The 26,338-nt window shown below is 60.6% G+C and carries 27 protein-coding genes; 12 read left to right on the plus strand and 15 right to left on the minus strand.

Features of this window, described 5'->3' with window-relative positions; genetic code table 11:
• Positions 1 to 172 precede the first annotated feature (172 nt).
• A complete protein-coding gene (locus HW554_RS02005) occupies positions 173 to 748 on the plus strand; it encodes an inorganic diphosphatase (protein ID WP_176906669.1) in 576 nt (191 codons plus the stop codon).
• 118 nt (positions 749 to 866) lie between these two features.
• Here HW554_RS02005 and HW554_RS02010 read toward each other — a convergent pair whose 3' ends face one another.
• Entirely contained in the window at positions 867 to 1,577 is a 711-nt protein-coding gene (locus HW554_RS02010; RefSeq protein ID WP_176906670.1) for a coiled-coil domain-containing protein, read from the minus strand.
• A 238-nt stretch (positions 1,578 to 1,815) separates the two neighbouring features.
• Here HW554_RS02010 and HW554_RS02015 point away from each other — a divergent pair, with 238 nt between their 5' ends.
• The 3 genes from HW554_RS02015 to HW554_RS02025 all read left to right on the plus strand — a co-directional run bounded on the left by HW554_RS02015 (position 1,816) and on the right by HW554_RS02025 (position 3,931).
• A complete protein-coding gene (locus HW554_RS02015; protein ID WP_176906671.1) occupies positions 1,816 to 2,223 on the plus strand; it encodes a 6-pyruvoyl trahydropterin synthase family protein in 408 nt (135 codons plus the stop codon).
• Positions 2,216 to 2,905 carry a GTP cyclohydrolase I FolE gene (gene folE / locus HW554_RS02020; RefSeq protein ID WP_176906672.1) on the plus strand — a complete coding sequence of 230 codons (690 nt, stop codon included), beginning with the start codon at positions 2,216 to 2,218 and terminating at the stop codon, positions 2,903 to 2,905. Before HW554_RS02015 ends, folE begins: the two co-directional genes overlap by 8 nt.
• A 111-nt stretch (positions 2,906 to 3,016) precedes the next feature.
• The gene (locus HW554_RS02025) at positions 3,017 to 3,931 is read left to right on the plus strand and encodes a TIGR01777 family oxidoreductase (RefSeq protein ID WP_176906673.1); all 915 of its coding nucleotides are present in this window, start codon (positions 3,017 to 3,019) and stop codon (positions 3,929 to 3,931) included.
• Positions 3,932 to 4,126: 195 nt separating this feature from the next.
• On the opposite strand, the gene HW554_RS02030 is transcribed toward HW554_RS02025, so the two are convergent.
• The 8 genes from HW554_RS02030 to HW554_RS02065 all read right to left on the minus strand — a co-directional run bounded on the left by HW554_RS02030 (position 4,127) and on the right by HW554_RS02065 (position 11,389).
• Positions 4,127 to 6,514: a transglycosylase domain-containing protein gene (locus HW554_RS02030; protein WP_246285055.1), complete on the minus strand. Its 2,388-nt coding sequence runs from the start codon at positions 6,512 to 6,514 to the stop codon at positions 4,127 to 4,129.
• 90 nt (positions 6,515 to 6,604) lie between these two features.
• Entirely contained in the window at positions 6,605 to 7,000 is a 396-nt protein-coding gene (locus HW554_RS02035; protein WP_176906674.1) for a hypothetical protein, read from the minus strand.
• A 103-nt stretch (positions 7,001 to 7,103) separates the two neighbouring features.
• The gene (locus tag HW554_RS02040; protein WP_176906675.1) at positions 7,104 to 7,469 is read right to left on the minus strand and encodes a hypothetical protein; all 366 of its coding nucleotides are present in this window, start codon (positions 7,467 to 7,469) and stop codon (positions 7,104 to 7,106) included.
• Positions 7,466 to 7,852, minus strand: coding sequence for a hypothetical protein (locus tag HW554_RS02045; RefSeq protein ID WP_176906676.1), 387 nt, complete (start codon positions 7,850 to 7,852; stop codon positions 7,466 to 7,468). The genes HW554_RS02040 and HW554_RS02045 overlap by 4 nt, the downstream gene beginning before the upstream one ends.
• A 403-nt stretch (positions 7,853 to 8,255) precedes the next feature.
• Positions 8,256 to 8,486, minus strand: a complete 231-nt coding sequence (locus tag HW554_RS02050; RefSeq protein WP_176906677.1) for a hypothetical protein — start codon at positions 8,484 to 8,486, stop codon at positions 8,256 to 8,258.
• Between the two features lie 89 nt (positions 8,487 to 8,575).
• Positions 8,576 to 10,210 (minus strand): DUF4153 domain-containing protein, encoded by a 1,635-nt coding sequence (locus HW554_RS02055; protein ID WP_176906678.1) that lies wholly within the window; start codon positions 10,208 to 10,210, stop codon positions 8,576 to 8,578.
• Positions 10,211 to 10,268: 58 nt separating this feature from the next.
• A complete protein-coding gene (locus HW554_RS02060; RefSeq protein WP_176906679.1) occupies positions 10,269 to 10,562 on the minus strand; it encodes a winged helix-turn-helix domain-containing protein in 294 nt (97 codons plus the stop codon).
• Between the two features lie 188 nt (positions 10,563 to 10,750).
• Positions 10,751 to 11,389 (minus strand): hypothetical protein, encoded by a 639-nt coding sequence (locus HW554_RS02065; protein WP_176906680.1) that lies wholly within the window; start codon positions 11,387 to 11,389, stop codon positions 10,751 to 10,753.
• Positions 11,390 to 11,768: 379 nt separating this feature from the next.
• On the opposite strand from HW554_RS02065, the gene HW554_RS02070 reads away from it, so the two are divergent.
• From HW554_RS02070 to HW554_RS02085, 4 genes are all read left to right on the plus strand, one after another.
• The gene (locus HW554_RS02070; protein ID WP_176906681.1) at positions 11,769 to 12,203 is read left to right on the plus strand and encodes a hypothetical protein; all 435 of its coding nucleotides are present in this window, start codon (positions 11,769 to 11,771) and stop codon (positions 12,201 to 12,203) included.
• A gap of 62 nt (positions 12,204 to 12,265) precedes the next feature.
• On the plus strand, positions 12,266 to 13,078 hold the full coding sequence (locus HW554_RS02075) for a class I SAM-dependent methyltransferase (RefSeq protein ID WP_176906682.1): 813 nt from the start codon (positions 12,266 to 12,268) through the stop codon (positions 13,076 to 13,078).
• Positions 13,079 to 13,142: 64 nt separating this feature from the next.
• The gene (locus HW554_RS02080) at positions 13,143 to 14,015 is read left to right on the plus strand and encodes a UbiA family prenyltransferase (RefSeq protein WP_176906683.1); all 873 of its coding nucleotides are present in this window, start codon (positions 13,143 to 13,145) and stop codon (positions 14,013 to 14,015) included.
• Between the two features lie 163 nt (positions 14,016 to 14,178).
• Positions 14,179 to 14,835 (plus strand): hypothetical protein, encoded by a 657-nt coding sequence (locus HW554_RS02085; RefSeq protein WP_176906684.1) that lies wholly within the window; start codon positions 14,179 to 14,181, stop codon positions 14,833 to 14,835.
• A 26-nt stretch (positions 14,836 to 14,861) separates the two neighbouring features.
• Here the strand turns inward: HW554_RS02085 and HW554_RS02090 are convergent, their stop codons facing one another.
• Complete coding sequence (locus tag HW554_RS02090) at positions 14,862 to 15,524, minus strand: DsbA family protein (protein ID WP_176906685.1); 663 nt, start codon at positions 15,522 to 15,524, stop codon at positions 14,862 to 14,864.
• Positions 15,525 to 15,750: 226 nt separating this feature from the next.
• On the opposite strand from HW554_RS02090, the gene HW554_RS02095 reads away from it, so the two are divergent.
• Positions 15,751 to 17,052, plus strand: coding sequence for a T9SS type A sorting domain-containing protein (locus tag HW554_RS02095; RefSeq protein WP_176906686.1), 1,302 nt, complete (start codon positions 15,751 to 15,753; stop codon positions 17,050 to 17,052).
• Between the two features lie 187 nt (positions 17,053 to 17,239).
• On the opposite strand, the gene rho is transcribed toward HW554_RS02095, so the two are convergent.
• A complete protein-coding gene (rho, locus tag HW554_RS02100; RefSeq protein WP_176906687.1) occupies positions 17,240 to 19,396 on the minus strand; it encodes a transcription termination factor Rho in 2,157 nt (718 codons plus the stop codon).
• 495 nt (positions 19,397 to 19,891) lie between these two features.
• On the opposite strand from rho, the gene serS reads away from it, so the two are divergent.
• Entirely contained in the window at positions 19,892 to 21,172 is a 1,281-nt protein-coding gene (serS, locus tag HW554_RS02105; RefSeq protein ID WP_176906688.1) for a serine--tRNA ligase, read from the plus strand.
• Positions 21,173 to 21,266: 94 nt separating this feature from the next.
• Here serS and HW554_RS02110 read toward each other — a convergent pair whose 3' ends face one another.
• The 4 genes from HW554_RS02110 to HW554_RS02125 form a co-directional block, all read right to left on the minus strand.
• Complete coding sequence (locus tag HW554_RS02110; protein ID WP_176906689.1) at positions 21,267 to 21,716, minus strand: OsmC family protein; 450 nt, start codon at positions 21,714 to 21,716, stop codon at positions 21,267 to 21,269.
• A 3-nt stretch (positions 21,717 to 21,719) separates the two neighbouring features.
• Positions 21,720 to 22,025: a phosphoribosylpyrophosphate synthetase gene (locus HW554_RS02115; RefSeq protein WP_176906690.1), complete on the minus strand. Its 306-nt coding sequence runs from the start codon at positions 22,023 to 22,025 to the stop codon at positions 21,720 to 21,722.
• A 96-nt stretch (positions 22,026 to 22,121) separates the two neighbouring features.
• Positions 22,122 to 23,186 (minus strand): glycosyltransferase family 9 protein, encoded by a 1,065-nt coding sequence (locus HW554_RS02120; protein WP_176906691.1) that lies wholly within the window; start codon positions 23,184 to 23,186, stop codon positions 22,122 to 22,124.
• 146 nt (positions 23,187 to 23,332) lie between these two features.
• Complete coding sequence (locus HW554_RS02125) at positions 23,333 to 25,087, minus strand: helix-hairpin-helix domain-containing protein (RefSeq protein WP_176906692.1); 1,755 nt, start codon at positions 25,085 to 25,087, stop codon at positions 23,333 to 23,335.
• Between the two features lie 236 nt (positions 25,088 to 25,323).
• Here HW554_RS02125 and HW554_RS02130 point away from each other — a divergent pair, with 236 nt between their 5' ends.
• Both HW554_RS02130 and HW554_RS02135 read left to right on the plus strand, forming a co-directional pair.
• Positions 25,324 to 25,725, plus strand: a complete 402-nt coding sequence (locus HW554_RS02130; protein WP_176906693.1) for a hypothetical protein — start codon at positions 25,324 to 25,326, stop codon at positions 25,723 to 25,725.
• 237 nt (positions 25,726 to 25,962) lie between these two features.
• The coding region (locus HW554_RS02135) for a hypothetical protein (RefSeq protein ID WP_176906694.1) at positions 25,963 to 26,338 on the plus strand (376 nt) is incomplete at its 3' end.

Consider the following 26,338-nt stretch of genomic DNA (forward strand, 5'->3'; position numbering starts at 1 on the left):
GCTCCTCCATACGCTCGGCCCGCATCTTGCGGCCGGGCGTTGTTGTTTTGCGGGCCAATACGGGAGCTCCTTTGCTGCATTCCCCGGTAGTGAAAGTTGATTTGAGCGCAGTAATTCACCTGCGTTGAGCCATCGGGTTGCGGTTGCGCCCTTTTGCCAGTACTTTGCCACCATGCGCCTGAGCCTCTCCATTTTCTGCCTGCTGCTAACTGGCTGTGGTCCGCAATATGCCGATATACCCACTTTCTCAGCCGATCGGAAGCTGCTGCAGGTAGTGGTGGAAACGCCGGCCGGCACCAACCACGAGCAGCGCTACAACCCCACGACCAACGCGTTTGAGCCATTGCGGCTGGCGGGGCTGGCCGCCGTGGTAGAGTTTCTGCCTGCGCCCGGCAACCTGGGCTTCATACCCGGTACCAGCTCACCCGATGCGGCTAAAGGCCAGCCGCTACCGGCGCTGCTGCTGGCCGAAAGCCAACCCATCGGCACCGTGCTTGAGGTGTTGCCCGTTGCCGTGCTCACGCTCGACATGGATGGGCTGCTACGGCCGGTGGTGGTAGCCGTGCCGGCCCGGCCCAGCCAGCGCATCCTGCCTCAGGCTACCGATTGGGCCAGCCTCCAGCGCACGCATCCCTCGGTCAGGCCCTTCCTCGACTTATGGTTCCGTAACCGCGCCCCCAACACGCGTATCGTGGGCTGGAAAGACGAAAAGGCTGCCAGCCAGCTGATTCGCCAATGGATGCGGTAGCCGATCCGACTCCTGCTACAAGCTACAGCAGAAAGCGCCCCGTCGGTACAACCAACGGGGCGCTTTCTGCTGTAGTTTGTAGCAGGGCCGCTACCGGATAGTAGCGGTCCTTGAGAACTTACTGAATCTTGTTGAGGCGCTCTTTTACGGCCTCCAGCGCAACGCGCATGTTCACGATGTCGGCGCGGGCACCTTCCTGCTCTTTCAGGTTGGTATCAATCTGGTTGTTGAGCTGCAACAGTTCGGAGGCATTCTGGGCCAGCTGCTGCTGAATCTCCATTTTCTTCTGCTTGTTGCGCTCGATTTCCTTCTTGTATGCATCAGCCTTGGCGATAACCGCAATGTGCTGGTTCTGGGCCTGCTCCAACGACTTTTCAGCCGACATAACCTGCACGGCCATGTCTTCGCGGTAAAGCTTTACAGAGAAGTCCTTGAGGTAGCCTTCAGCCGCTTTCCACTGCACGGGCGTGGCATCCTTGCTCAGGTAAGCGTTGCCCAAGTCAATCGACCACCAGATGGTGGTACCGGTTGGTACGGCGTCAACCTTGCTGATAACGCGCACCGGCGTTTTAGACAGCGCATCGATTACTACACCGTCCATGGTGTAAATGCCTTTGTCGGATTTTACCTTGTTACCGAACTGCTCATCCAGCTGTTTCTTCCAGGATTCCTCTACTCTTTTGCTATCGAGCTGCATGGAAACCCGCTGGCCTTTGCGCGGAATGCCTTTGATGGCCATCTCGGTTTCGTCAACCTGGGCACTCTGTGCGAAGCCGGTTACCGACGATACCAGCACCAGCAGCAGCGGAAAAAGTATGCTTCGTTTCATAAGGAGAACAATTGATTGAAAAAGAAAAGCTTGCGCAACGGGAATGAGATTGGAAAATGACTTTCCGACTGACCAAATTTAACCAGCCTGTCTGCATGTTTCTATACCGCCGATTGTTTTTTTTCAGGAAATTAGACTTTTAGGGGAAGATTTATATATCAACTTACTTATATTATAAACTTATGCCAGACTCCTCACACCTGAACAAAAGCCCCTTAGTTGGGGTTGCGTGCTCACTATGACCATAACTATCTGCCGCCAAGAGCACTTCAATGCTGCCCACCGCCTGCACAACCCCGCTTGGTCCGACGAGCGCAACCAAGAGGTGTTCGGCAAGTGCAACAACCCGCACTATCACGGCCACAACTACCAGCTTATTGTGCGCCTGACGGGTGAAATCGACCCGGAAACGGGTTACGTGTACGACACGAAGAAGCTGAGCGACCTCATCAAGCGGGAGATTCTCGATACCTTTGACCATCGAAATCTGAACCTGGATGTGGCCGATTTCCAGACTCTCAACCCTACGGCCGAAAATATTGCCGTCGTAAGCTGGAACCGACTACGGCCCCACCTGGCCGGGAACCTAGCTTTGTCGGTTACGCTGTACGAGACCGAACGCAACTTTGTAGAATACCATGGATAACCTGCCGCTGTCGGCAGTAGCTGTAGCCGGCGATTCTGCCGCCATTGCCGCCGCCGACACCCAACTTCCCCTCGATCTACGCACCCCTCTTCGGCCCGATGCTTTTGAGCTGGATGACGAGGCCAAGATTGAAGCCATTTCTGGCCATTTTCGCGAGATTATGCAGATCCTGGGCCTTGATCTGAGCGACGACAGCCTGGCAGGCACGCCCCGCCGGGTGGCTAAAATGTACGTGCAGGAGTGGTTCCGGGGTCTCAACCCGGCTTATCGGCCCGAAGTACGCCTGTTTGAGAACCGCTACCAGTACCGGCAGATGCTGGTGGAGCGCGACATTACACTGTTTTCGTGTTGCGAGCACCACTTTGTGCCCATCATTGGCAAAGCGCACGTGGCGTATTTGCCCGGCGAGCATGTGGTGGGCCTGAGCAAGTTGAACCGGGTAGTACAGTACTTTGCCCGCCGCCCCCAAGTGCAGGAACGCCTGACGCGCCAGATTGCCGAGGAGCTCAAACAGAGCCTGGGCACCGACGATGTAGCCGTGCTCATTGAGGCCGACCACCTGTGCGTAATGAGCCGGGGCGTGAACGATACCAGCAGCAGCACCCTCACAGCCGAGTACAGCGGAGCGTTCGGTCAGGATGCCGCCCTACGCCAGGAGTTCCTGCGCCTGATAGGCAAGTGAGCCGTTAGCCGACGATACGGGACTCCGTAGTAGCTTGCAGCTTCGATTACGATTTTTCATTTCAAAACATACGCCAACAGCTAGTAGCTGTCGGCTAGCAGCTTATAGAATATGTCGCGTAAGGTTCTGATTACGGGAGGCACCGGAATGATTGGTACGCGGCTGTCTGAAATGCTGATTGACGCCGGCTACGAAGTGGCTCTGCTGAGCCGTACGCCCGGCAACAACCGCTACTTCAGCTTCCGCTGGGACCCGCTGGCCGGTACCATCGACGACGCGGCAGTACCCTACGCCGACTACATCGTGAACCTGGCTGGCAGCAGCGTGTCGGATGGAAAATGGACGCAGGAGCGCAAACGGCAGATTCTGTCGAGCCGGGTGGCAGGTACGCAGCTGCTGGCCCAGGAGCTACGCAAAGCCACTCACCACGTACGCGGCTTTATTTCGGCTTCGGCCATCGGGATTTATGGCGACCAGGGCGACCAGCTGCTGAGTGAGGAAACTGCCGCCGCTCCCGACGACTTTCTGGCCAATGTATGCCGACAGTGGGAAGAGGCCGCCGAATACGTGGCGCAGGACGGCGTTCGGACGGCCATACTGCGCATTGGCATTGTGCTTAGCCCCGAAGGCGGCGCACTGGTGCCGCTGGCCCGCACCGTAAAAATGCTGGCCGGCGCCCCGTTGGGCTCGGGCAAGCAGTTCATGTCCTGGATTCACCTCGACGATTTGTGCCGGCTCTTCATCAAGGCCATTGAAGATGAGCAGTGGCAGGGCGTGTATAATGCTGTGGCCCCCAACCCGGTTACCAACAAGGAGTTCACCGAAACCCTGGCCGACGTGCTGCACCGCCCGCTGGTACTGCCCAAAGTACCCGAGTTCGGCTTGAAGCTGATGATGGGCGAGATGAGCGAAATAGTGTTGGCCTCGCAGCGGGTCAGCGCCGAGAAGGTACTGGGCCAGGGCTTCCGGTTCGAATTCCCGGCTCTGAAGCCAGCCCTGGAGTCGTTTTACGGCGACGAGAAGTAGCCGCCGCAACCCTTACTATTCATAAACAGCACGGGCCCCACAGCTATTATGCTGCGGGGCCCGTGCTGTTTATGAACCTGTGTGGAGGGCTAAAACCCTGTCATCCTGAGCGAAGCGAAGGACCTCCTGGTGAAACGACAACTATTGATTGGCTTCTCACCAGAAGACGACAAGATTTTAGCTTTGCAGTTACTCCTACAGCTTGATGCTGTCGGGAATGGCAATGGTGCCCTGGTTGATCTTCTCCAGCAAATCGTCTACCACGAGGCTGTCGACGGGTTCGGGGCGGCGGCGGGGTTCGGCCGTAACGCACATGTACTTCTTGTTGATTTTGACTGTCGGCTGGGGCAAGGGGCCCATTCTGAGGTCGAGCTCGGGGTCTTTGTAGAGCTTTTCCATGTAGGTGCCGAAGATGGGCAGCGCCGTGCGGCCGCCTTCCCCCTGCTGCGAGCCGACGAAGTGGATGCTCCGGTCTTCGCCACCCACCCACACGCCAGTTACCAGGTCTTTGGTGATGCCCATGTACCAGCCGTCGGAGTAGTTGCTGGTGGTGCCGGTTTTGCCGCCAATCTGGTTGTTTTTCTTCCAGAGGTCGTAGTCCCAGAGGGCCTGCGAGGTGCCGCCGGGCTCCTCCATGCCGCCGCGCAGCATGTAGGTCATCAGCCAGGCGGTTTCGGCCGGAATCACGCGCTTCTGGCGGGGGTCGAACTGCACCAGCACGTTGCCGTTCTGGTCTTCGATACGGGTGATGAGCATGGGCTCGGGCCGAAAACCCTGATTCACGAACGTGCTGTAGGCATTCACCATCTCGTACACGCTCACATCACCGCCCGAGCCCAGCCCGATGCTGGGCACGCCCAGCAGCTTGCTCTTGATGCCTACTTTGTGGGCGTACTTGGCCACGTTGTCCCAGCCGACTTTCTCGGTGAGCTGGGCCGTAACCGAGTTCACCGAGCGGGCCATGGCGTAGCGCAGCGTCATGTTCATGCCAGTATACTCACGGGTTACGTTGTCGGGCTTCCACTCCATGGGCTCGCCGTTTTCCACGTAGTTGATGGTCACGCGCTCATCCCGGATTCGGTCGCAGGGGGCGTAGCCGTTATCAATGGCCGTCAGGTACACGAAGGGCTTGAAGGTGGAGCCAGCCTGGCGCTTGCCCTGCTTCACGTGGTCGTACTGGAAAAAGCGGTAGTCGATGCCGCCCACCCAGGCCTTGATTTGGCCGGTGTAGGGGTCCATCGACATCAGGCCAGCGTGCAGAAATTGCTTGTAGTAGGCCAGCGAATCGAGCGGCGAGAGCAGCAGCGTGGTGTCCCGGTCGCCTTTCCAAGTGAACACCTTCATGGGCCGCTTGGCGTTCAGGGCCGAATCGAGGCGGGCAGGCTGGCCCTCGTAGCGGGCAGCCAGGCGTTTGTACTGCTGGGTGCGCTTCATTTGGGTTTCGATGAAGTTGGGAATCACGTTGCCGTCCTCGTCCACCCAGGGGTCGGTGCCACGGTTGCGCCAGAACCGGTCGAAGGACTGCTGCAGGCTCTTCATCTTTTTATCCACCGACTCCTCGGCGTGGGTCTGCATGCGCGAGTCGATGGTGGTGTACACCTTCAGGCCGTCGCGGTAGAGGTCGTAGCCGTTCGCCTTGCACCACTCATTGGCCCGCTGGCTGATGGCGCTGCGGTAGTAGGTTTCGGGCCCATCAACGTGCTTTTCGACCTGGTACTGCAGCACGATGGGCGTGGCCTGCTGGGCGCCTACCTCATCGGCAGACAACACACCGGCCTGGCCCATGCGCGTGAGCACTAGGTCGCGGCGACGCTTGGCGGCTTCGGGGTGGAACTGGGGGTTGAAGGCCGTGGGGTTGTTGAGCATGCCTACCAGCATGGCGGCCTGCTCGACAGTGAGCGAGTCGGGCGAGGTGCTGTAGAACGTTTTGGCGGCTACTTTCACCCCATAGGCCTGCGAACCGTACTCGACGGTATTGAAGTACAGGGCCAGAATTTCGTTTTTCGTGTAGCGGCGCTCCAGCTCCACAGCCGTGAGCCACTCCTTGGTTTTGCTGATAATGGTACCCACCAGCGGCACCCGGCCCAGCAGACCGGTGTTTTCTTTGCGGCGGGTTTTGTAGAGGTTTTTGGCCAGCTGCTGGGTGATGGTGGAGCCCCCGCCCCCATTACCACCCGTCGCCACGCCCGCCACGGCCCGGGCTATAGCAATAGGGTCGATGCCCGAATGATCCTGGTAACGCGCATCCTCCGTGGCGACGAGAGCCTTAATTAGCCAGGGCGACATTTTGCTGAGCGGTACGGGGCTGCGGTTTTCGCGGAAGTAGCGGCCCAGCAGCACACCGTCGGCGGTGAACACCTGCGAGGGCCGCTCAACGCGCGGACTCTCCAGCTCCTCCAGGCTCGGCGACTTGCCAAACAGGAACATGAAGTTCATGCTTACCAGAATCGGGTAGAGCAGAAATACGCCTAATCCTACCACAAAACCGGCCCACAAGAGCCGGGAAACGCGGTTGGGCCAGCGCCGCCGGGGCCGGGCAGCAGCGGCAGAATCAGTTGGTTGAGGGCTTTGGGAAGCAGACATGCAGGGCGCGGAGTAGCAGGCAGCACCGGGCAAGCCGGCAGCGGAACCGCAAATATACCAGTTGCGGCCGGCCCGCCGGAAATGGTTCGGTTACTGGCTGGCCAGTCGGTTGGCCTCTGCCCGTTGCGTAGCCCAAGTGGCCAGTACCAGCAGCGTACCTTTCAGCCCGTCGAGCAGCAGGTTGTCGAAGCGCCCGTACCCCAGGTATAAGCCCAGTCCAATCCCTATCCACCAAAACCCCAGCAGGTAGCACAAGGCCGGGTAGCCGGCATGGCGCCGCCACACCCACACGAGGGCCAGCACAATGGCCAGACTCACGAACAGTAGCAACCAGGCCAGTACAAAGGCCAGAAACCGGGTATCGGGCGTAACGCCGACGCCAAATTTGGCCAGCAGCATTTCGGGTGCCAGGAAGCCGCCAACCGTCAGTACCAGTTCGAAGACCAGCGCCAGAACCAGCAGACTCAGAAGTAGCGTACGGGCCATGCAGATATAGTTAGCAGCCGGCGAGGTTGCCTAAAGCTGAGCCGGAAGCTAGCGAAATTGTCGCGGCTCGCTAATCCACTCGCCATGTGCCAAGCCAATGCAGCTAGCGGGCCAGGCTCATCAACAACCCGAGCAGTAGTATGAATGACGAAACAGTTGCCAGGGCATAGGAGCCAACGATTACCAACTGCCAGAAGCCCCGCCACCACCAGTGCCTCACTTGGTGCGTCAACCGTTGAGCCGTGTAGATTCCCATCCATGGTATAAGGGCCAGACCAACCAGCAGCAACACGATAAACCACTTTTCGGCCTGCGGGTAATGCGGCCACAGCTCCCGCTGAAATAGCAGATTTAAGCCACTAAATATCAGCAGCGCCAACACACACCACGCCAGCCGCGGCACGGCCGGCAGCAGCAACTGCCACACGAACTGCCAGAGCTGGGCTGCATATGATGCGGCCGGCCTCATTGTCCCAGCGGGTTTAGCAGCAGCCAGCCGGCCCCGAGCAACACCAGGAGCAACAGGCTACCAAGGTGAAAGACCACGCAGAGCCAGAACACGAAATCGGCCTGGTAGCGGGGCCGGTCAAGGAGCGAGGCCGGGGTATTAGGCAGGGCCAGCGGCAGCGTGGCCCGGTAAAGCACCACGGCGTTGGCCCCCGACAGCACCCCTGCCACCAGCAGCGGCTGCTGCCACAGCCACACCAGCGCAGCGAGAGCGGCCGTGTCGGTCGAGCCTAGGCGGTACCAGCCGGGTATCTGCCAGCTCACCCAGAGCACGGCCCCGGTCGCCAGCAGCACTGCCAGGCAGCGGCCGGGAGAAGTGGCGGCAAAGAAAGTTGAGTCGGACATTATGGTCAAGGAACAGGTTTAAGTCAGGGCTAAGGCAACCAAAAGGAGCAGGCTACCGGGCAGCGTCAAAAGGTGGAACAGCAGGCACGGCACCAACACCAGACCCCTGCCCACATCCTGGCTGGCAGTTGGCCGGACACCGCGCCACAACGGACGAGTAGCCCCCCGGAATACCCAAATATTCAGCCCGCCAACCAGCAACAGCAGGACCGTTCCGTAACCGGATTCGGTCAGCAATTCCCGAGGAAGCACCAGCCATAGCCACAGCAGCCCAGTAGCTCCCACTATGATTGCTAAACAGTGAGTAGTTGATCGGTAATCAGGCATCGGTGAGGGGAAAGCAAGTTGTTGCTGCTTGAGAATGAAGAGTAAAAATCAGCCTTTCAGCCTTTTCAGAAGAAACTCACCGAACTGCCACGGCCGCCGCGCCTGAGTCCCAAAGCAGCATCACGTGCAGCAGTGTCCAGAGGACGGAGCCGAGCAACAGGGCCGCTGCAGGCAGCACTATAGTCAGCAGGCGGCGGCTCCGTTCGGGGGGCGTGGCGGCCCGCTCGCGCCAGGTGAGCAGCGTAGCCAAGCTAACGATGCTGGCCACACACCAGAATAGGCCGAGGAAAGTGAGGAAGAAAATCATTGGTTTGAGCTTTCAGCCATCAGCCGTTAGCGGACAGCTTTTGGGGAGAGAATAATCGGTAGTTGAGCAAGCGAAGCGGAGGCTGACAGCTAATGGCTGAAAGCTGAGTAATAAGCCGCCGATTCGGCCCCGGTCCAGCTTTGCCAGGTGCGCTGGCGCTCGTAATTCAACTGCCAGGCAGCGAGGCGGCGCTGGATGAGGGCGCGGGCCTCGGCGGGCGGGGCCGTTTCTTCGGTGTAGCTGCCGGGCGGGCTGATGATGATACGGCTCATGCCGTCGAGCACCTGCTGCCGGGCGGCCAGTTCGGGCAGCACGCGGGCGGGCATTTCGAGCAGGAAGCCGAGGTCGAGGGTGCCAAAACGGGCGTTGAGATTGTAGCGGGCAATCCAGATTTCCCAGTTGCCCAGCGCCAGCAACAGCAGTAGCCCGTAGGCAGCCAGCGAGTTGAGGCGCACCAGGGAAAAGGCCGAGCGGCGCTGCCAGATTTTGAGCAGCACCGTAACCAGCCCAAACAAAGTCAGCAGCAGAAACCCGTACACCCCGATGCGCTTGTAGGCCAGGCCGGTGTATTGGATGTAGTAATAGTTGCGCAGCCCCACCGACACCATCAGCACCGCGTTCTGCACCACCCAGATAGTAGCGCCCCAGCGCAAGGCCGCCAGCCCGGGCTGGTAGAAGTTGAGGTTGCGCCGGAAGAACCACAGCACAATGCCCATGGCCACCAGAATACTGAAAATGAGCACGTAGGTACCCTCGTGCACAAACTGCGTGAGGTCGAAGCCGGGGGCCGGCACAAAGCCGAACCAGATCCAGCGGACATCGATGACGTTAACGACCAGCAGCAGCGCGTTCACGAGGCCGAACACAGCCAGGGCCGCCAGGTACTCCTTGCGCAAATCGAGGGCCTTGCGGTTGAGGTTCCGGAAATCGGGCCGGCGCACGCCCAACGAGGCCACCCGGTCGCGCTGCCGCCGTACAAACTCGCCCATACGCGACTCCTGGTCCTGGAAAAAGTGCAGCGGCACAACCACCAGTGCCCCGGCCGTAAGCGCGAAACCAACCAGAAAAAACAGCAGGTGCGGAATGGAAATAGCGGGCAGCAGCGCCAGCAGCCAGTCGCCCAGCCAGCCCAGTACCTGCCCGGCCAGGGCCTCGTAGCGCGGATTGGCCAGCACGAACAGGAAGTGGAAAACTACCAGCACCGCCAACGGCGCCAGCAGCAAACGGCCATAGAAGCGCGTGCGGCCCCAACGGCCCGCTCCGGCGCTGGGCAGCCGCAGGTAGGGCAGCAACTCTGGCAGCACCCGCGCCGCGCCGCCCAGCGCCGTGAGCAGCGCAAAAGCCAGCAGCCGCAAATGGGGCTGGTTGATGAAGCCCAGCAGCATAACCACCGAAGCCACGCAGGCCAGCCAGGCCGCCGCCGAGCCGTACCAAAGCACGGCGCCCGCGCTTAGCAGCGTGCCGGCCAGCAGCAGCCGGAAGTAGCCCGAGCGCCACGCCGCCGCGTGCTTCGGCAGCCCCACCAGCGTTGCCGCTACTACAAACAGCGTGTACAGCGCCAGATTCAGGCCCACGCCCTGCCGGTAGAACAGTACATCGAACAGCACCGCGCCCAGCGGCAGCAACAGTTTCTGGAGGGCGGTGAGGGGCAGCGGGATGCGGCGGGCCGTAGCGGCGGCAGTAGTAAGGCCGGCAGCATTGGGGTTTGCAGTGAATGTGGTCATATTAATTTATTTAAAAGAACTTTGAATTTCAAAGTTTAGGTGCAAAAAAAGGGCACTATTACCCGCGCAACAGTTTTTCCAACGTCGCCAGATGTTCCTGAAAAGCCGTTTTGCCTTCCTTGGAAGCTGAGTAGGTGGTGTTGGGCTTCTTGCCAACGAATTGCTTGCTGACACTCACGTAGCCTGCTTTTTCGAGGGCCGCTACGTGGCTGGCGAGGTTGCCGTCGGTCAGGTCAAGGGCTTCCTTGAGCTCGGTGAAACTGACCACCTCGTTGGCCATGAGCACCGCCATCACGCCCAACCGCACCCGGTTGTCGAAAGCCTTATTGAGCGTGTGAATCAGGTGCTTCAATGCGGTGAATTGATGAGGTGATGAATAAATGAGTTTTTAAACAACGAGGTCATGCTGAGCGAAGGCGGAGCCGAAGTCGAAGCATCTCTACCGCTTTGTTGCCATAGCAATCAACCCATAAAATTAGCATTGCAGTAGAGACGCTTCGACTTCGGCTCCACCTCCCCTCAGCATGACCCGCCGCTATTTCACCGCTCGTAGCGGTTATACATCAGCAAACCGTAGCCGATGTGGCCTAGGCCGAACCCGAGCGCAAAGAACAGCAGGCCGAGACCGGGAATCAACATGGCGACCAACCCGAGGCCGATTACGGTGAGGCCCAGCCAACGGATTTCGTCGAGGGTGTACTTGCTGGCGTTGAGCAGGGCCAGGCCGTAGAACAGTAGCATGCCCGGCACCACCAGGGCCACCGCGCCATCCAAGTACAAGGCAATGCAGAACAGCCCGCCCGACACCAGCGGAATAGCCAGGCTGACGGCCAACCGCCGGCCCAACGCGCTCCAGAGCGGCTGCCCATTGCGGCGCGCCCGGCGCACCGTAAAAAACGTGGCCACCAGCAGCGCCACCACCACAATGCCCGCCGCCAGCAGCAGCAGAAACGGCAGCACTGCCCGCCGCTCGGCCGCCGAGCTTTCCAGCAGCCCAAGATAGCCGGCGTAAGGGTACAGCCGATTCAAATACCAGTGCCCGAAACCAGCGCCGGCCAGCGCCACCAACCCCGCCCCTACCCCGGCCAGTCCGCTCAGCGAAATAAAGCGCGACGACCGCTCCATGATGGCGCGAATCTCGGTGAGTTGGGCAAGCGGATCGGGAGTGGGCTGGGCCATATCTTCAAAAAGAACTTTGCGATACAAAGAAAACACAATTTTGCCGATTCCCTCCTCGCTGTGACTTGTTTTTTTTTCGACACGCTCCGCTTACCGCAGGTAATCTGGCCGGATCGAGGTCCGGATTTGTCCCAAAATGAGCGAATGGCCAAACGCAGAGGGTTGTCGGACGGCGCTAAACCACCCTACCACTACAGGTGAGGCCTACTTCGGATGCCCCGTTTTGAAACAGCCATTTCCCATTAAAAACCTGCTTTAAAGCAAACCAGCCCAGACTTTGGGACCGTAAGTTTTGGCGGCAATGCTCCTGTCATCGGCTGTCTGTCTACCCGATTTTCGATCATAAATGTATCCTCTCATTTCTCTAACCACCACTCCTATGACGCACACCTATACTTCGGCCAATTACTCTACCATTACCCGCACCCTTATTCTGTGGCTGCTGAGCAACCTCGGCGGCACCCTCTGGCTGCTGCTGGATTTCGCCTACACCCGGCTCGATGACTATTCGATTGCCCTGATGGTGGGCCTGACGGCGGCAATTGCGTCGTTGGCCATCGTGCCGCTGGTGGTGCCTTTTTTCCTGTTCATGAGCCAACTGCAGGCAAACTGGCCACGCCGCACAATGGCGCTGACAGGCATCATCCTGTTTTTTCTGCTCATTAACGTTTTGCTCTTCGACCTCGTCCCGATGAATTCGTTGACCGAACTGCTGCCGTTTTCGCTGCCATACGGCGTGGCGGCGGTGCTGGGTGTGTTGTGGCTCTACGGGCCGGCCCGCCACGTAGCCGCCCCTTCGCGGCGGCCGGCCTAGCGGCCTGTTTGCGTGGGCCTGGCCGGCCAACACAACGCCTGCTCTGCCCGTAAGCTCACGGCATGAAGCTGCGCCTACAACTGTTCGAGTTCGAGGACTTGCCCTGGTTTCCGAAGGTTATCCGGGCCGGGATGATGGACTACCTGCGGTTTATGATTTCGGCTTTGGGCACCTACCGGCCCATTGTGCCGCTGCTGCTGACGGCCCTGCGCCACACCGGCCAAACGCGGGTGCTGGAGTTGGGGGCCGGGGCGGGCGGTGGCACGGCCGGCGTGCTGCGGGGCCTGCGGGCCGGCGGCCTGCCCGAAGCCCGCGTCTGCCTCACCGACCTCTACCCCCAGCCGGCCGCCTGGCAGCCGCTGCAGGCCACCACGCCCGGCCTGGAGTTTGAGCTGGCCCCCGTAAACGCGCTGGCCGTACCCGCCAGCCTGCCGGGCTTCCGCACCATCTTCTCCGCGTTCCACCACTTCCCGCCTGCCGCCGCCGAGGCGTTGCTGGCCGATGCCGTGCGGCAGCACACCGGTATTGGCGTGTTTGAAGGTGCCGGCAAACACTGGCTGGAGTTGCTGCTGGCCGTTTCGGTGCTGCCGGTAGCCCAGTTGCTCATCACGCCTTTCATCCGTCCATTCCGTCTTAGCCGGCTGTTTTTCACCTACGTGGTGCCACTCATTCCGCTGTTCACCATCTGGGACGGCTGCGTGAGCATTCTGCGCATGTACCCGCCCGAACAGCTGCTGGCCCTGGCCCACCGCGCCGACCCGGAAGGCACTTTCGCCTGGCAGGCCGGAAAGGTGCGCCACTGGTGGGGTCCGCAGGTAACGTATTTGATTGGCGTACCCCGGACAGCGCGAGATTCTTCGCTACGCTCTGAATGACGTTCTTTTCAACTCCTGTAGCTTTACCTTTCCTTCTTCCCTCACGCGCAATATCAACTACTACTTGTCACTTACCAAGTACAAAAACGCCTTACCGTTGCTCCGGATACCGTTTTCGGTGTATCTGATGCCGGTGTTCTGGTTTGGGCTGAGCGCTTTGCGGGAGCCGTTCAGCCCCTGGCGGGCGGTGGGCGTGTTCGTGGTACTACACCTGCTGGCCTATCCCGCCTCCAACGGCTACAACAGCTACTACGACCGCGACGAAGGCAGCATCGGGGGCCTGCGCACGCCCCCCAAGGTGTCGCCCGAGCTGCTGCACCTGGTGTGGCTGTTCGATGCGCTGGCGGTGCTGGGCGGTTGGCTGCTGAGCCCGGTCTTTGCGGGATTGGTGGCCGTGTACCTGCTCGTGTCGAAGGCCTATAGCTATGAGGGCATCCGCCTGAAAAAGTATCCGCTGCTGAGTACTGCCGTGGTAGTGGTGTTCCAAGGGGCCTACACGTTCCTGATGACCCAGGTGGGCGTGGGGGCCGATTGGGGCCGGCTACTGGCTCCCGATAACCTACTACTGGCCCTAGTGAGCAGCTTGTTTCTGGCCGGCTCCTACCCGCTTACGCAGGTATACCAGCATGCCGAGGATGCCCGCCGCGGCGACCGGACGCTGAGTCTGCGGCTGGGAATCCGGGGCACGTTTGTGTTCGCCGGGCTGGCGTTGGCGGCCGGGGCCGGGCTGCTGGCCTACACCTACCTGCGCCGCCACGAGCTCAGCCACTTGCTGCTGTTTCTGGTGGCTACCGGCCCGGTGGTGTGGCTGTTTGGGCGCTGGGCCTGGGCCGTGTGGCAGGATGAAGCCGCCGCCAACTTCGACCGCACCATGCGCATGAACCAGGTTTCTTCGCTGTGCATGAGCCTGGCCTTTGCCCTTATGCTGCTTTTTTAGCAGCCGGGGCGAGGACGGAGCCAACAGCTTTTCAGCGGGCAGCGCGCCGGCTGCAGCACGTTACCCCGCGCAAATTTCTGGTGGCTACACGGGCTCACGAACAGCTTTAACCACCGGGTTTGTATTTGCGTAAAACCTCTCCGAGCACCTCACCTCCTCCGCTATGCGCGTACACCTGCTGCTGCTATCTGCCCTGTTTCCGCTGGCTGCGGCCTGCTCCGGCCCTACCAGCCAGCCCGCCGAGCAGGCCGCCACTCCCAACACAGCCGAAGCCGCCGCTATTGCCCCGCTCGAACCGCTCGACACCGTTCGCGCCGCCACGGTTACTGCCCAGTCCGATACGTTGCTGACGAACCAGAGCCGCCATGTATTCTCCAATCAGGCCGCGCCCGACGTATTTTCGCTGGTTCTCCGCGGCCCGGCCGTGCTAAGCGGCGAGGCTACTTTCACTATTACCACAGCTACGGGCGAAGTCATCTTCCGCGAAATCCTGACCTCACCGGAGCTGGAAGCGGCGCTGGTGTACGAAATGAAAACGCCCACCGCCACCCAGGCCGAGCGCGAGGCCTACGTGCGCCGCCGCCTGCGGGAGTTCTTCGCCGACGCCAACTTCCGACGCCCGGCCCTGGCTGCCAACGCCGCCTACCCCAGCCCCGCCCCCGCCTACCCCAGCCCCGCCCCCGCCAGCCCCGACCGCGCCACCTGGAACGACCTGCGCCAGCGCCCCGATGCCGTGCGCTTCGATTATCTGGTGGGTAAAGAAGACCGCCGCCACTTGGTTTGGTCGCCACTCGGCCAGCAGGTTGTGCACCTGCCGTGATTCATTAGTACCTAACCTCCCGTCTGCTACTCGGCCGCCTGAGCCAAGGCGTCGGTGAGGTTGCGGGCGAATACATCATAGGGCTGAAAGCCGCGGCTGAGCACGTAGCCCTGCGAACCAGACCGCAGAATGATGGTCGGGAAGCCCTGCACGCCGATGCGGGCCACAGCCTCGAATTCGCGGCGTACAGCCGCCCCGGTTTCGGGCAGCGCAAACCGGCGTGCAAACTCCCGGAAGTCCAGATTGAGCGCCTGCACCAGTGGTTCGTAAGTGTGCACATCGTTTAAATCCTCGCCCCGCATGAACAGGGCCTGCTGCACGGCATGGGCAAAGTCCAGCACCCGGCCATGGGCGTCGAGCTGGCGCACGATGTACAGCGCCCGGGCCGGAGCCTCCGAGTCCTGGAAATAGGTGCCGGCCGCGCCCAACTGCTTGTAGGCCTCCCCAAACTGCACGCCGGTGGCCCGCTCTACCTGCGGCATGGCCCCTTCGATGTAGCCCCAACCAGCCCCGATAGACTCGGCCTGCTCGCCGGCCAGCATACCGCCGCTAAGCACCGAGATGGTCAGGCGGCCCGCAAAATCGGTTTGTACGCGCTGCATCACCGGGCTCGTACCATAGCACCAGCCACAGTAAGCGTCGTAGAGGTAGAGTAGCTCAGGCAGGTCGGAGGCGGGGGTAGGTTGCATAAGGGGCAAAGTACCGGTGCAAAATCAGGTTAGCCAAATCGGTGGTGGCACAGCGGAGGAAATGAGGAGCATCAATTTGTATAATTCTCGATTTATATAATTTTTTTTATTAATGATTTCATCTTTTATTGATTACGATCAATTTATTGTTATATTAGATATATAAATTCTTCTCAAACGGTACAGCTTTTTTCACCATTTGAACTCGGCTAACGGATGACTTATCATGAAAACTCTCTTCTCCCCTTTTATCCTGCTGTTGGTATTGCTGCTGGCAGGCTCCGAAACCGCGCTGGGCCAGTGCACTTACACTTCAAAGCCTGCAGGCGGTAATTTTAGCAACCCTGACACTTGGCAAGTGGAAGGTGCGGGTTGCCCTACGAATTCCATTCCTGCCTCTATCGATGTCATCAATATCGTTAGTGCGGTTATACTTGACATAAACTTCACTGTATCAGGCACACCCAATGGGAAGGAATCCGGAGTAATGATTATTTCTAAAACCGATCAGAGTGTCGGGTCGCTGAAAGAAGTACCCGAAATACCCCGTACCCTCACCATCGACCGCGGCACTTTGGATATAAAGGGTGTTGGTGCTCTTAATACGAGCCAACCACAGCTGGACGTATCGCAGCTCAATGTTAATCACACCCAAGTGGGGCAATTCATTGCTAAGATGCGTATCGGAAGTAACTCGACCGTGAAGATTAGCTGTTTGATGCTAGGCAATCAGGGTGGTATTGACCTTGCCCAAAATGCTCATCTCATAGTAGGCGGCAACATTGATGTTCAAACCGGCAATGGCTCTATTAATGGTACCGCTTTGTCCTCTTTAGATCCTGCAGATGTCCATATCGTCGGAGAATTTACGGGGGTCAACGGAGGCACCCGAAACGTCTTCAGTGGCAACCTGACCTGGTGCATGGAAGGAGTATCGAAGCCCTGTGTTGGAACTGGACCTGTACAGGATCCACCGACGGGCGGCAACCCCTTCTGCAGGCCCCTTCCCGTCACGCTCATCCGCTTTGCGGCCCAGGCCCGCCCCTCGGGCGTTAAGCTCGACTGGGCGACGGCCACCGAGCTCAACAACGATTACTTTGAGGTGCAGCGCAGCCCCGACGGTCGCGGATTTGTCCCGATTGGCCGCGTAGCCGGTATGGGTACCACCAGTACGGGCGCTACTTACAGCTTCACCGACACCGCTCCGCTGGCCGGCCCGGGGTACTATCGCCTGCGCCAGACTGACCACGACGGGAGCACGGCATTTTCGGCAGTGGTTACGGTTGCTGGCCGGCAACAATTGGAGGCCATCGTCTACCCCAACCCCGGCACAACCACGATTACTATGCCCGCGAGTGCCGGTAAGACCATCGATTACCGCATTTACACCGCTACCGGCCGCACTGTGCTTGCAGGCCACATGGCAGGCGGCACTTCGTTTGATGTGCAGCAGATTCCGGCCGGCCTCTACCTAATAGAACTCATTACCGACGGGCAGCGCCACGTTCAGCGCTTCGTGCGGAATTGAGCATACAATGGGAGTTCGCAAAAAACGCTGTTTCCTTTAGGCTGCAACTGTCCTGTCGGAGCAACTCTGCCTGATCTACTCCCAACATCTCTGATTCAGCCCATCAGCTAGCCGCATTAATACCAGAAAGCCCGCTTCGCACAGTGCGAAACGGGCTTTCTGGTATTAATGCGGCTTGTCTGGCAACTTAGCCATTCATGGCCAGCAGGAACTCTTCGTTGTCCTTGGTGCCTTTCATGCGGTCTTTGAGGAACTCCATGGCCTCGGAGGCCGTCATGTCGGACATGAACTTGCGCAGCACCCAGATGCGGTTGAGTTCGTCCTTGCTCATGAGCAGGTCTTCGCGGCGGGTGCCGGAAGCAGGCACATCAATGGCCGGGAAGATGCGCTTATTGGCCAGTTTACGATCCAGCTGCAATTCCATGTTGCCGGTGCCTTTGAATTCCTCGAAAATCACCTCGTCCATTTTGGAGCCGGTTTCGATGAGGGCTGTGGCGATGATGGTGAGCGAGCCGCCGTCTTCCACGTTGCGGGCCGCGCCAAAGAAGCGCTTAGGCTTGTGCAAGGCGTTGGCATCAACACCGCCCGACAGAATTTTGCCCGAAGCCGGCTGCACCGTGTTGTAGGCGCGGGCCAGGCGGGTAATCGAGTCGAGCAGAATAACCACATCGTGGCCGCACTCGACGAGGCGCTTGGCCTTTTCCAGCGCGATGGTGGCAATTTTTACGTGGCGGTCGGCCGTTTCGTCGAAAGTCGAGCTGAGCACTTCGGCCTTCACGGTGCGGGCCATGTCGGTCACTTCTTCCGGCCGCTCGTCAATCAGCAGAATCATCAGATACACCTCGGGATGGTTTTCGGAAATCGAGTTGGCAATTTCCTGGAGCAACACCGTTTTACCGGTTTTGGGCTGGGCCACAATCAGGCCCCGCTGGCCCTTGCCGATGGGGGCAAACAGGTCGAGAATCCGGGTGCTGTACTGAGCCGATTTGGTAGACAGCTTGAGGCGCTCATCGGCGAAGAGCGGGGTGAGGTTGGTGAACGGAATTCGGTCGCGGGCTTCCTCTACCGAGCGGCCGTTCACGCTTTCTACACCCACAAGGGCAAAGTACTTCTCGCCTTCGCGGGGCGGACGGATGGTGGCTTTCACCGAGTCGCCGGCCTTGAGGGCAAACTGCTTCACCTGCTGCGGCGACACATAAATGTCATCGGGCGAGGTCAGGTAGTTATAGAAAGGGCTGCGCAGGAAGCCGTAGCCGCCGTCGGGCATCATTTCCAGAGTGCCGTCACCGGGGATGATGAGGTCCATTTCCGGCAGCTTGTTGCCGCGCTGTTCATTACCGCGCTGCTGCTGGTCCTGCCGGGGCTGGTCCTGCCGGCCCTGGTCGGAACGGCCGGCTTCGGCACCGCCGCCGCTCTGGCGCTCGGCCAGGCGCTGCTGGCGGGCAAGCTCGCGGGCGGCAAATCGTTCTTCGCGGCGCTGCTCGCGCTGCTCCCGGCCATCGGGGCGGTTGCCGTCGCGCTGGTTGCGGCCTTCGCGGGGCTGGTCGTTGCGGTTTTCGCGGCCTTCCCGGTTTTCGCGTCCTTCCCGGTTCTCCCGGCCCTCACGGCCACTGTAATTATCAGCGCGGTCGTCGCGGAAGTTGCGGGGCTGGTCGGAACGCGGGGCAACGGCCGTTTCGCGGGCTACTGCGGCGGCTACGGTAACATCGGCCAGATCATCAGAAAGCGCAACGTCGGCCAGAGCGACATCGGCCAGGGCAGCATCGGAGGCCGTGATGGGGCGACCGGCGCGGTCGGTGCGAACACGGCGCTCGGGGCGCTGGTAGAGCTTCACCGGGCGGTCGGCGCTGCCGGGCTCCTCGGTTCCGTCGGTGGCTACTGCGGCAGCAGCCGGCTCGGCGGGCGTGGCCGTCAGGGTTACATCGGAATAGGTAGGCGAAGGAGCCGGAGCTTCCGGAGCCGTAGGGCTGGCAACTGCTTCGGGGGCGGCAGCCACTTCGGCGGGTGCCGATGGTGCGGGGGCCTGCTGAGCCGCCTGCTCGGCCGCTGCTTTAGTGCGGCTGGTGGCTGGGCGCACGGCCGTTTTTTTCGGGGCGGCGGCCTGCGAAGCACGCGCAGCAGGCTTTTTAGGCGCTGCTTCGGCGACTACCGCGTCGGGAGCGGCAACGGGCTCCGCGGCGGGCCGGGCGGCAGGCCGCGGCGCGGGGCCCTTGGCTTGGTGGTCTAAAATCTTGTAAATCAGGTCTTGCTTGCTCAGCTTCTTGAAGTTACCGACCTCAATGTTTTCGGCAATTTCCTTCAACTCGGACAGTAAACGGTCCTTTAGCTCGTCGATGGTGTACATATACGGATGTGGGGGGGCAAAAAAGGGAATTCGGGGCCGCGCGCGCACCGCGTAAGCGAGGCAAGGGGCATTCCGGACATCAGCAGCAACCGCTGGGCGGTGCCTGATGCAGGGAAAAGCAGGAAATAGGGTAAGTGAAACCGGCTGGCGCGGGGCGAAGACGGGCGGGGCGTAAAGAATAAATCAGCTAACGGGCCCGCCGGCTAAAGCCGACTTGTATGTGCAATGTTAACGGAATATGCGGGAACTGCCAAATCGGGCTTTCAATCCGGCCACTCAGGCTGGTACGAGTGGGCGGGCGGCCGCGAAACTGGCGGCAGCGGCCCCGAAAAACCCACTGGCTCTCTTTGGGCAACTGCTCGCAGCCTATACGGCGGGCAGCACCGAAAGGATACGGGCAGCCACTTTGCCGGCCTGGAAATAGCCCACGCTTGGCGGCCGAAATCAAAGGGCTATTTTTGGGCTCCCGAATTCGCTTTTTTCCGCTCTACTGCTATGCTGCAAGTTGCCGTTCTGAAAGAAAACACCGCGGCCGTACTGGCTGCCCTGGCCAAGCGCCACTACCCCACCGCCGAAGCCGACGTGCAGGCCGTGCTCGACCTCGACCAGCGTCGGCGCGAGCTGCAAACCGGCCACGATCAGGCCCAGGCCGAAGCCAACGAGCTGGCCCGGCAGATTGGCGGTCTGATGAAAACCGGCCAGAAAGCTGAGGCGGAGGTTCTCAAGGTTCGTACTGCCGAACTCAAGCAGCAAACCAAAACCCATTCCGACGAGCTGGCCGACACCGAGAAGCAACTCCAGCAGCTGCTGTACAAGCTGCCCAACATGCCCCACACCAGCGTACCGGAAGGCCGCGGGGCCGACGACAACGAGGTGGTGCGCGAGTGGGGCACCAAGCCCGAGCTGGCCACCGACGCTAAGCCCCACTGGGACCTGATTGAGCAGTACGACATCATCGATTTCGCGCTGGGCAATAAAATTACCGGCGCCGGCTTCCCGGTGTATAAGGATAAGGGTGCCCGTTTGCAGCGGGCGCTCATCAACTTTTTCCTGGATGAAGCCCGCGCCGCCGGCTACACCGAGGTGCAGGTCCCGATTCTGGTGAACGAAGCCAGCGGCTATGGCACCGGCAACCTGCCCGACAAGGAGGGCCAGATGTACCACGCCACCGCCGATGACCTTTACCTGATTCCGACGGCCGAGGTGCCCATTACCAACCTCTACCGCGACGATATTATTGCCACTGAGCGGCTACCCATCCGCAATGCCGGCTACACACCTTGCTTCCGCCGCGAAGCCGGCTCGTGGGGCGCGCACGTGCGGGGCCTTAACCGCCTGCACCAGTTCGATAAGGTGGAAATCGTGCACATCACGCAGCCCGAAAACAGCTACGCGGCGCTTGAGGTGATGGTGGCCCACATTGAAATGCTGCTGCAGAAGCTGGAGCTCCCCTACCGCGTGCTGCGCCTGTGCGGCGGCGACATGGGCTTCACCTCGGCCCTTACCTTCGACCTGGAGGTGTGGAGCGGCGCCCAGCAGCGCTGGCTAGAGGTCAGCTCGGCCTCCAATTTTGAAACCTACCAGGCCAACCGCCTCAAGCTACGCTACCGCCCCGAGGGCAGCACCAAAACCCAGCTGTTGCATACGCTCAATGGCTCGGCGCTGGCCCTGCCCCGCATTGTGGCGGCCCTGCTCGAAAACAACCAGACGTCCGAAGGCATCCGCCTTCCCAAAGTGCTGCACTCGTATTGCGGGTTTGAAACGATTGGCGGGTAATTCATAGAATAAACGAGGGCAGCCTTCACAAGAATAAAGCCCCTGACATCCGCACGGATGTCAGGGGCTTTATTCTTGTGAAGGCTGCCCTCGTTTATTCCTCTTTTAACGTGGTAACAATGCGCATGCTGGCTTGCAGCGTTTTCTGCACGGGGCACTTGGAGGAAATGGTTTCCAGGCGCTGGCGCTGCTCGGGTGTGAGGGAACCGAGCAGTCGAAGCTCCTTATCTACCTGTTCGAGCAGCTGGCCGGCTTCCTCGCACTTCTCGCAGTCCTGCTCGTGTACACGGCCGTGGCGGAGGCGTACTTCCACGCCTTCGAGCGGCCACTGCTTGCGGCTGGCGTAGAGGCGTAGCGTAATGGCCGTGCAGGCTCCCAGGGCCGAAAGCAGCAGATCGTAGGGCGTGGGGCCTTTGTCGAGGCCGCCCACGCTTATGGGCTCATCGGCGAACCAGGTATGGCGGCCGGCCTGCACATCGGCCGTGAGGGCTTCGGGGCCGACTTTTACCAGTACCGAATAGTTGTTGGGGGCTGTATCCGTCATAGCTCAGACAGCGGGCATAGTTAGTTTTTGCATCAGCGCGTCGTTGGCCGGCGTCGAGTAGGCGCCGTAGGCACTCACCAGCAGCCCGCGCACGCCCTCATCCGACTCGATGGCGTAGAGAATACTTTCGTCGCCGGGGTCAGTGTCGCCCTCGAAGCGGTAGAACTCGCGCACCTGGAAATTGGCAGGGTGCAGCTTTAGCTCCAGGCCGGGGCAGTGCAGGTGGTCATCGGCCAGGTTAAAATCCTGGTCGTAGCCGTGTTGCTGCAGGTCGCGGATGGCCCCGCTGAGCGTGTCGTAGGTTTTCATGGCTGGTTAGGGAAAGGCCCTATCAGCGGTACGCAGCCGCCAGCCAACCGTTGTGCCTTATTCGGGCCGGGCGGGCTCCGGCGGCCTCTCTCCCTCCTAGCGCCCGTCGCGGGCGGGGGGTAGGTCGAGGTTGAAAACAATGTCGCGCATGCACTTGAAATGGCCCTGCGGGCACTTATTGAAACCTATTTTTGAACAGGGCCGGCACGCGAGGCCTTCTACCTGCAGCAGCCGAAACTCGGTGCGATAGGGATACATGCCGAACTCGGGCACCGTGTTGCCCCACACGCTGAAAATCTCCTTCTGAAATGCCGCCGCTATGTGCATCAGCCCGGTGTCGTGGCTGACGACCAGCCGCGCCTGCCGCACCAACGAGGCCGATTGGTTGAGGTTGAACTTCCCACAAGCGTTGTAGATGATTGTCTGGGGTGCTTGCGGGCTTGCGTTTTTGGGGAAATAGTAGGGGCTGTCCGGAATACTGGGCGGCAGAGGCGGCGAGGCGGCCGCGCCCTCATCAAAGGCCAGCTCGATGATGTGGCCGGTGCTTTCGTCGGTGGTGCCACCGAGCAGCACCACCGGCTGCCGCAGCAGGCCGCACAGCTCAATAATTCGCTCGGTGGGCAGGCGCTTGGTGGCGTGTTGCGCCCCGATGGCAAAGGCCACGTAGCCGTTGCGGAAAGCGGGCGGCAGCACCTCGGCCACTTCCACTTCGTCCTGTTCCGGAATGAAGTAATCGAGCCCCCGGTTATCGTTCTGCACGCCCAGCGGCGCAGCGGCGGCCAGGTAACGGTCAACGATATGTAGCCGGGGCATGGTGTCAATCTTCCAGTTCACCAGCAGCCATTTGCGCGCATTCAGCTTGTCGAAGCTGCTCGACTTCACCCCCAGCCGGGCCTTGAGGATGGTGGTACGCAGGTTGTGGTGCAGGTCGATAACGAAGTCGAACTGCTCGGTCCGCAGCTCGGCCACCAGCTCGCCCAGGCTGCCCGTGAGGCAATGCACGCGGTCGACGTAGGGGTTGTTTTCCAGGATGCTGCGGAAGGCCGGTTTGGTGGCAAAGTGCACCACGGCCCCCGCCACCTGCTGCTTCACGGCCCGGATAACGGGCGTCGTCAGCACGATGTCGCCGATAGAGGAAAACCGCAGAATCAGAATCTTCATTTGTTCAGTTGAGGATAAAAGAACGTCATGCTGAGCGGAGTCGAAGCATCTCTACCGCTTCGTTGCGGTCGATAGAGTTAGCATTGCAGTAGAGATGCTTCGGCTTCGCTCAGCATGACGTTCTTTCTGTTCAGCCAATGCCATTCTTACCCAAACAACGAATCCTGGAATTCGAGTGGGGGTTTGATGTTGGCTTTGCGCCGGGCGAAGTACTCGGCGGCTTCTTCCACTGACTTTGTGTTGAAGGTTGTGGATTTGGTGAGGCCGCCCTTGCGGCCCATCAGCACACCGTAGCGCATATCGGCGTAGCCGCTGGTGTGGTGGGCATCGGGGTTGATGCTGAGCTGCACACCCTGCTCCAGCGCGTAGTGCACCCAGCGCCAGTCGAGGTCGAGGCGCCAGGGGTTGGCGTTGATTTCGATGATGACGTTGTGTTTGGCGCAGGCGTCGATGATGGCCTTGTGGTCGAGCGGGTAGCCTTCGCGGCGCAGCAGTAGCCGGCCGGTAGGGTGGCCCAGCATGGTAGTGTAGGGGTTCTCGATGGCCCGCAACACCCGCGTGGTGGCTTTGCGTTCGTCCATTTTGAGGTTGGAATGCACCGAGGCCACAATGAAATCGAAGGTTTCGAGCACGGCCGGCGCGTAATCCAGCCCGCCATCCGATAGAATATCCGACTCGATGCCCTTGAAAATGCGGAACGGGGCCAGCTCCTGGTTGAGCTGGTCGATTTCCTGGTGCTGCTGGCGCACGCGCTCCACCGGCAGGCCATTGGCGTAGTGGGCGGCCTGCGAGTGGTCGCATATTCCGAGGTACTCGTAGCCGCCGTCGCGCAGGAAAGTGGCCATTTCGCGCAGGCTGTGGGTGCCGTCGGAGTAGGTGCTGTGGTTGTGCAGCGAGCCGCGCAGGTCGCCGGGTTCCAGCAGCTGGGGCAGCTTGTTTTCGCGGGCCAGCGGCAGCTCCCAAAGGCCCTCGCGCAGCTCGGGCTCCACGTACTGCAGGCCGGCGCGCTGGTAAAGGTCGGTTTCGGTGGCGAACTGCTCGCGCTTGAGCCACTGGCGCAGGCTGGCCGGCTGGCCGAGCAGCAACTCGTCGGTCAGGGCGCCGCTCAGGTGGGCATCGGTGGCCGACGTAAGCAGCAGCTGGTTGGTGAACTCGGCGGGTGCTACCAGCCGCACTTCTACTTGTACGCCCGAGGCCGTGGCCGTACCGCGCCAAGCAAACGGACCGCTACGGCGCGGGTCGGGCGTGAGGCCGTCGAGGTCGTTGAGGACTTGGCGGGCGGCGGCGGGGTTGGTGGTGGCCGCCACCAGCAGCACCGTTTCGATGGTTTCGAGGCGGCGGCGCACCTCTCCGCTCACGATGGCGCGCTCGGTGCCAGGCGCGGCCTCCAGGCGAGCCAGCAGCTCGTGGGCCAGCTCCTCACCTTGCGGGTACAGCAGCTTGCCGCGGCTCTGGTCGGTAAAGTCGAGGGCGTCGAGGATGGACTGCTGGGTTTTCTGGCCGAAGCCCTTGAGCTTGCTCACCTCATCGTTTTCGGCCGCCGTGCGCAGCTGGGCACCGTCTTCAATGCCCAGATCCTTCCACAGGCTGCGGATTTTTTTTGGGCCGATGCCTTTTATTTTCAGCAGCTCCACCACGCCGGGCGGGGTGGTGGCCAGCAGCCGGTCGAGCTCCTCGAACGAGCCGGTATCGAGCATTTCGGCTACTTTGGCGGCGGCGGTTTTGCTCAGGCCGGTGCGGTCGGGCAGGCCGGTGCGCTCCACGTCGGCCACCGGGAAGCCGAGGGCTTCCAGGGCGCTGGCGGTGCCTTCGTAGGCCCTTATTTTAAACGGATTTTCGCCGTGCAGCTCCAGCAGCTGGGCCGCCAGGCGAAAGGCTCGGGTGAGGGCGCGGTTGTCCATGGCAGTAAAGGTAATGCGTGCGCAGGGGAACAGGTGTTGAGGGAACAACCACAATACGCCGGTTACGGTCTGCCCGATGCGCCCGGCCGCCAGCCCTACCGATGCCCTGGCTGTGGCTGACGGCCCCGCGCAACTCTGGTGCGGCCGGCCACTCGGCTGCCCTCGGCAGCCTTGTTTCGGTTGCCTGGTTCTTACTTTCCGTATCTTACTTTTACTATCCACCTATTTCTTCCGCCATGCGCCTTTTCACCGTTTTTGCTGCCCTGAGCGTGCTCCTGCTGGCTGCCACCTGCAACCCCGAGTCGCAGGGTTCGCGCCTGCCGCCCAACCTGAAGCAGCTGGAAGGCACCTGGCTGCACGCCCACGAGGAGGATCAGGGCGATGTGCTGGTATACCGTCCCAACACGTACGCTTTTCCGCCTTCGCGGGGCCGCACGGGCTTTGCCTTTGAGCGCAACGGCCTGTTTACCCAGTACGACATTGCCCCCACCGACGGCCTCGAAGGCCATAAGGGCAGCTGGAAAGCCCAGAACGATCATACGCTGCTTATCAGCCTCGACGACAAGCAGGAGCCCGACTACCAGCTGGAGGTAATTTCGCTGGAAAACAACGTCCTGAAGGTGAAGCGCAAACAATAGAAAACCGGGCACTTGCAACCTGCTGCCGGAGTTTCGGCTCCCGATGACAGGTGCTATTGCCCGATTTACTGAACCTGTTTAGGAAGTGTCTGCTATTTAAATGAACGTCATGCTGAGCTTGTCGAAGCATCTCTACTGCCTCGTTGAACGCCCCACTACAAAGCAGTAGAGATGCTTCGACAAGCTCAGCATGACGTTCTAGTTGACTTCCTAAACAGCTTCACTATTTGCTTGCCTATGCGTTTACCCCTTCATTTATCCGCCGCACTGCTCCTGCTTTCGGCAGGCTGCCAGAAAGACGACGAACCCACGCCGGACTACGTTTTTGGCCGGGCATGGTACAACACCTACCAGGCCGGCGAAGACGGGGCCACGGTTTTCTCGCCTACCAACCCCAACCTGGCCTGGCGCTACGACGGCTTCCGCCTCAACGCCGATGGCAGCTTTCTGGAGTACGGCCTCGATGCCCTCGACAAGCCCGAGGAGCGGCCGGGTACCTGGCAGAGCGAGGGCAGCCAAACGTACCGCATCACGTTTCGTACCACAACCCGCAAGGGCTATCTGCTCCGCATTACCAAGCCGGCCAACGACCAGCTGCAGGCCCGGCGCGACT

Origin of the sequence: Hymenobacter lapidiphilus, from assembly GCF_013377885.1 — a bacterium.
Classification (GTDB): domain Bacteria; phylum Bacteroidota; class Bacteroidia; order Cytophagales; family Hymenobacteraceae; genus Hymenobacter; species Hymenobacter lapidiphilus.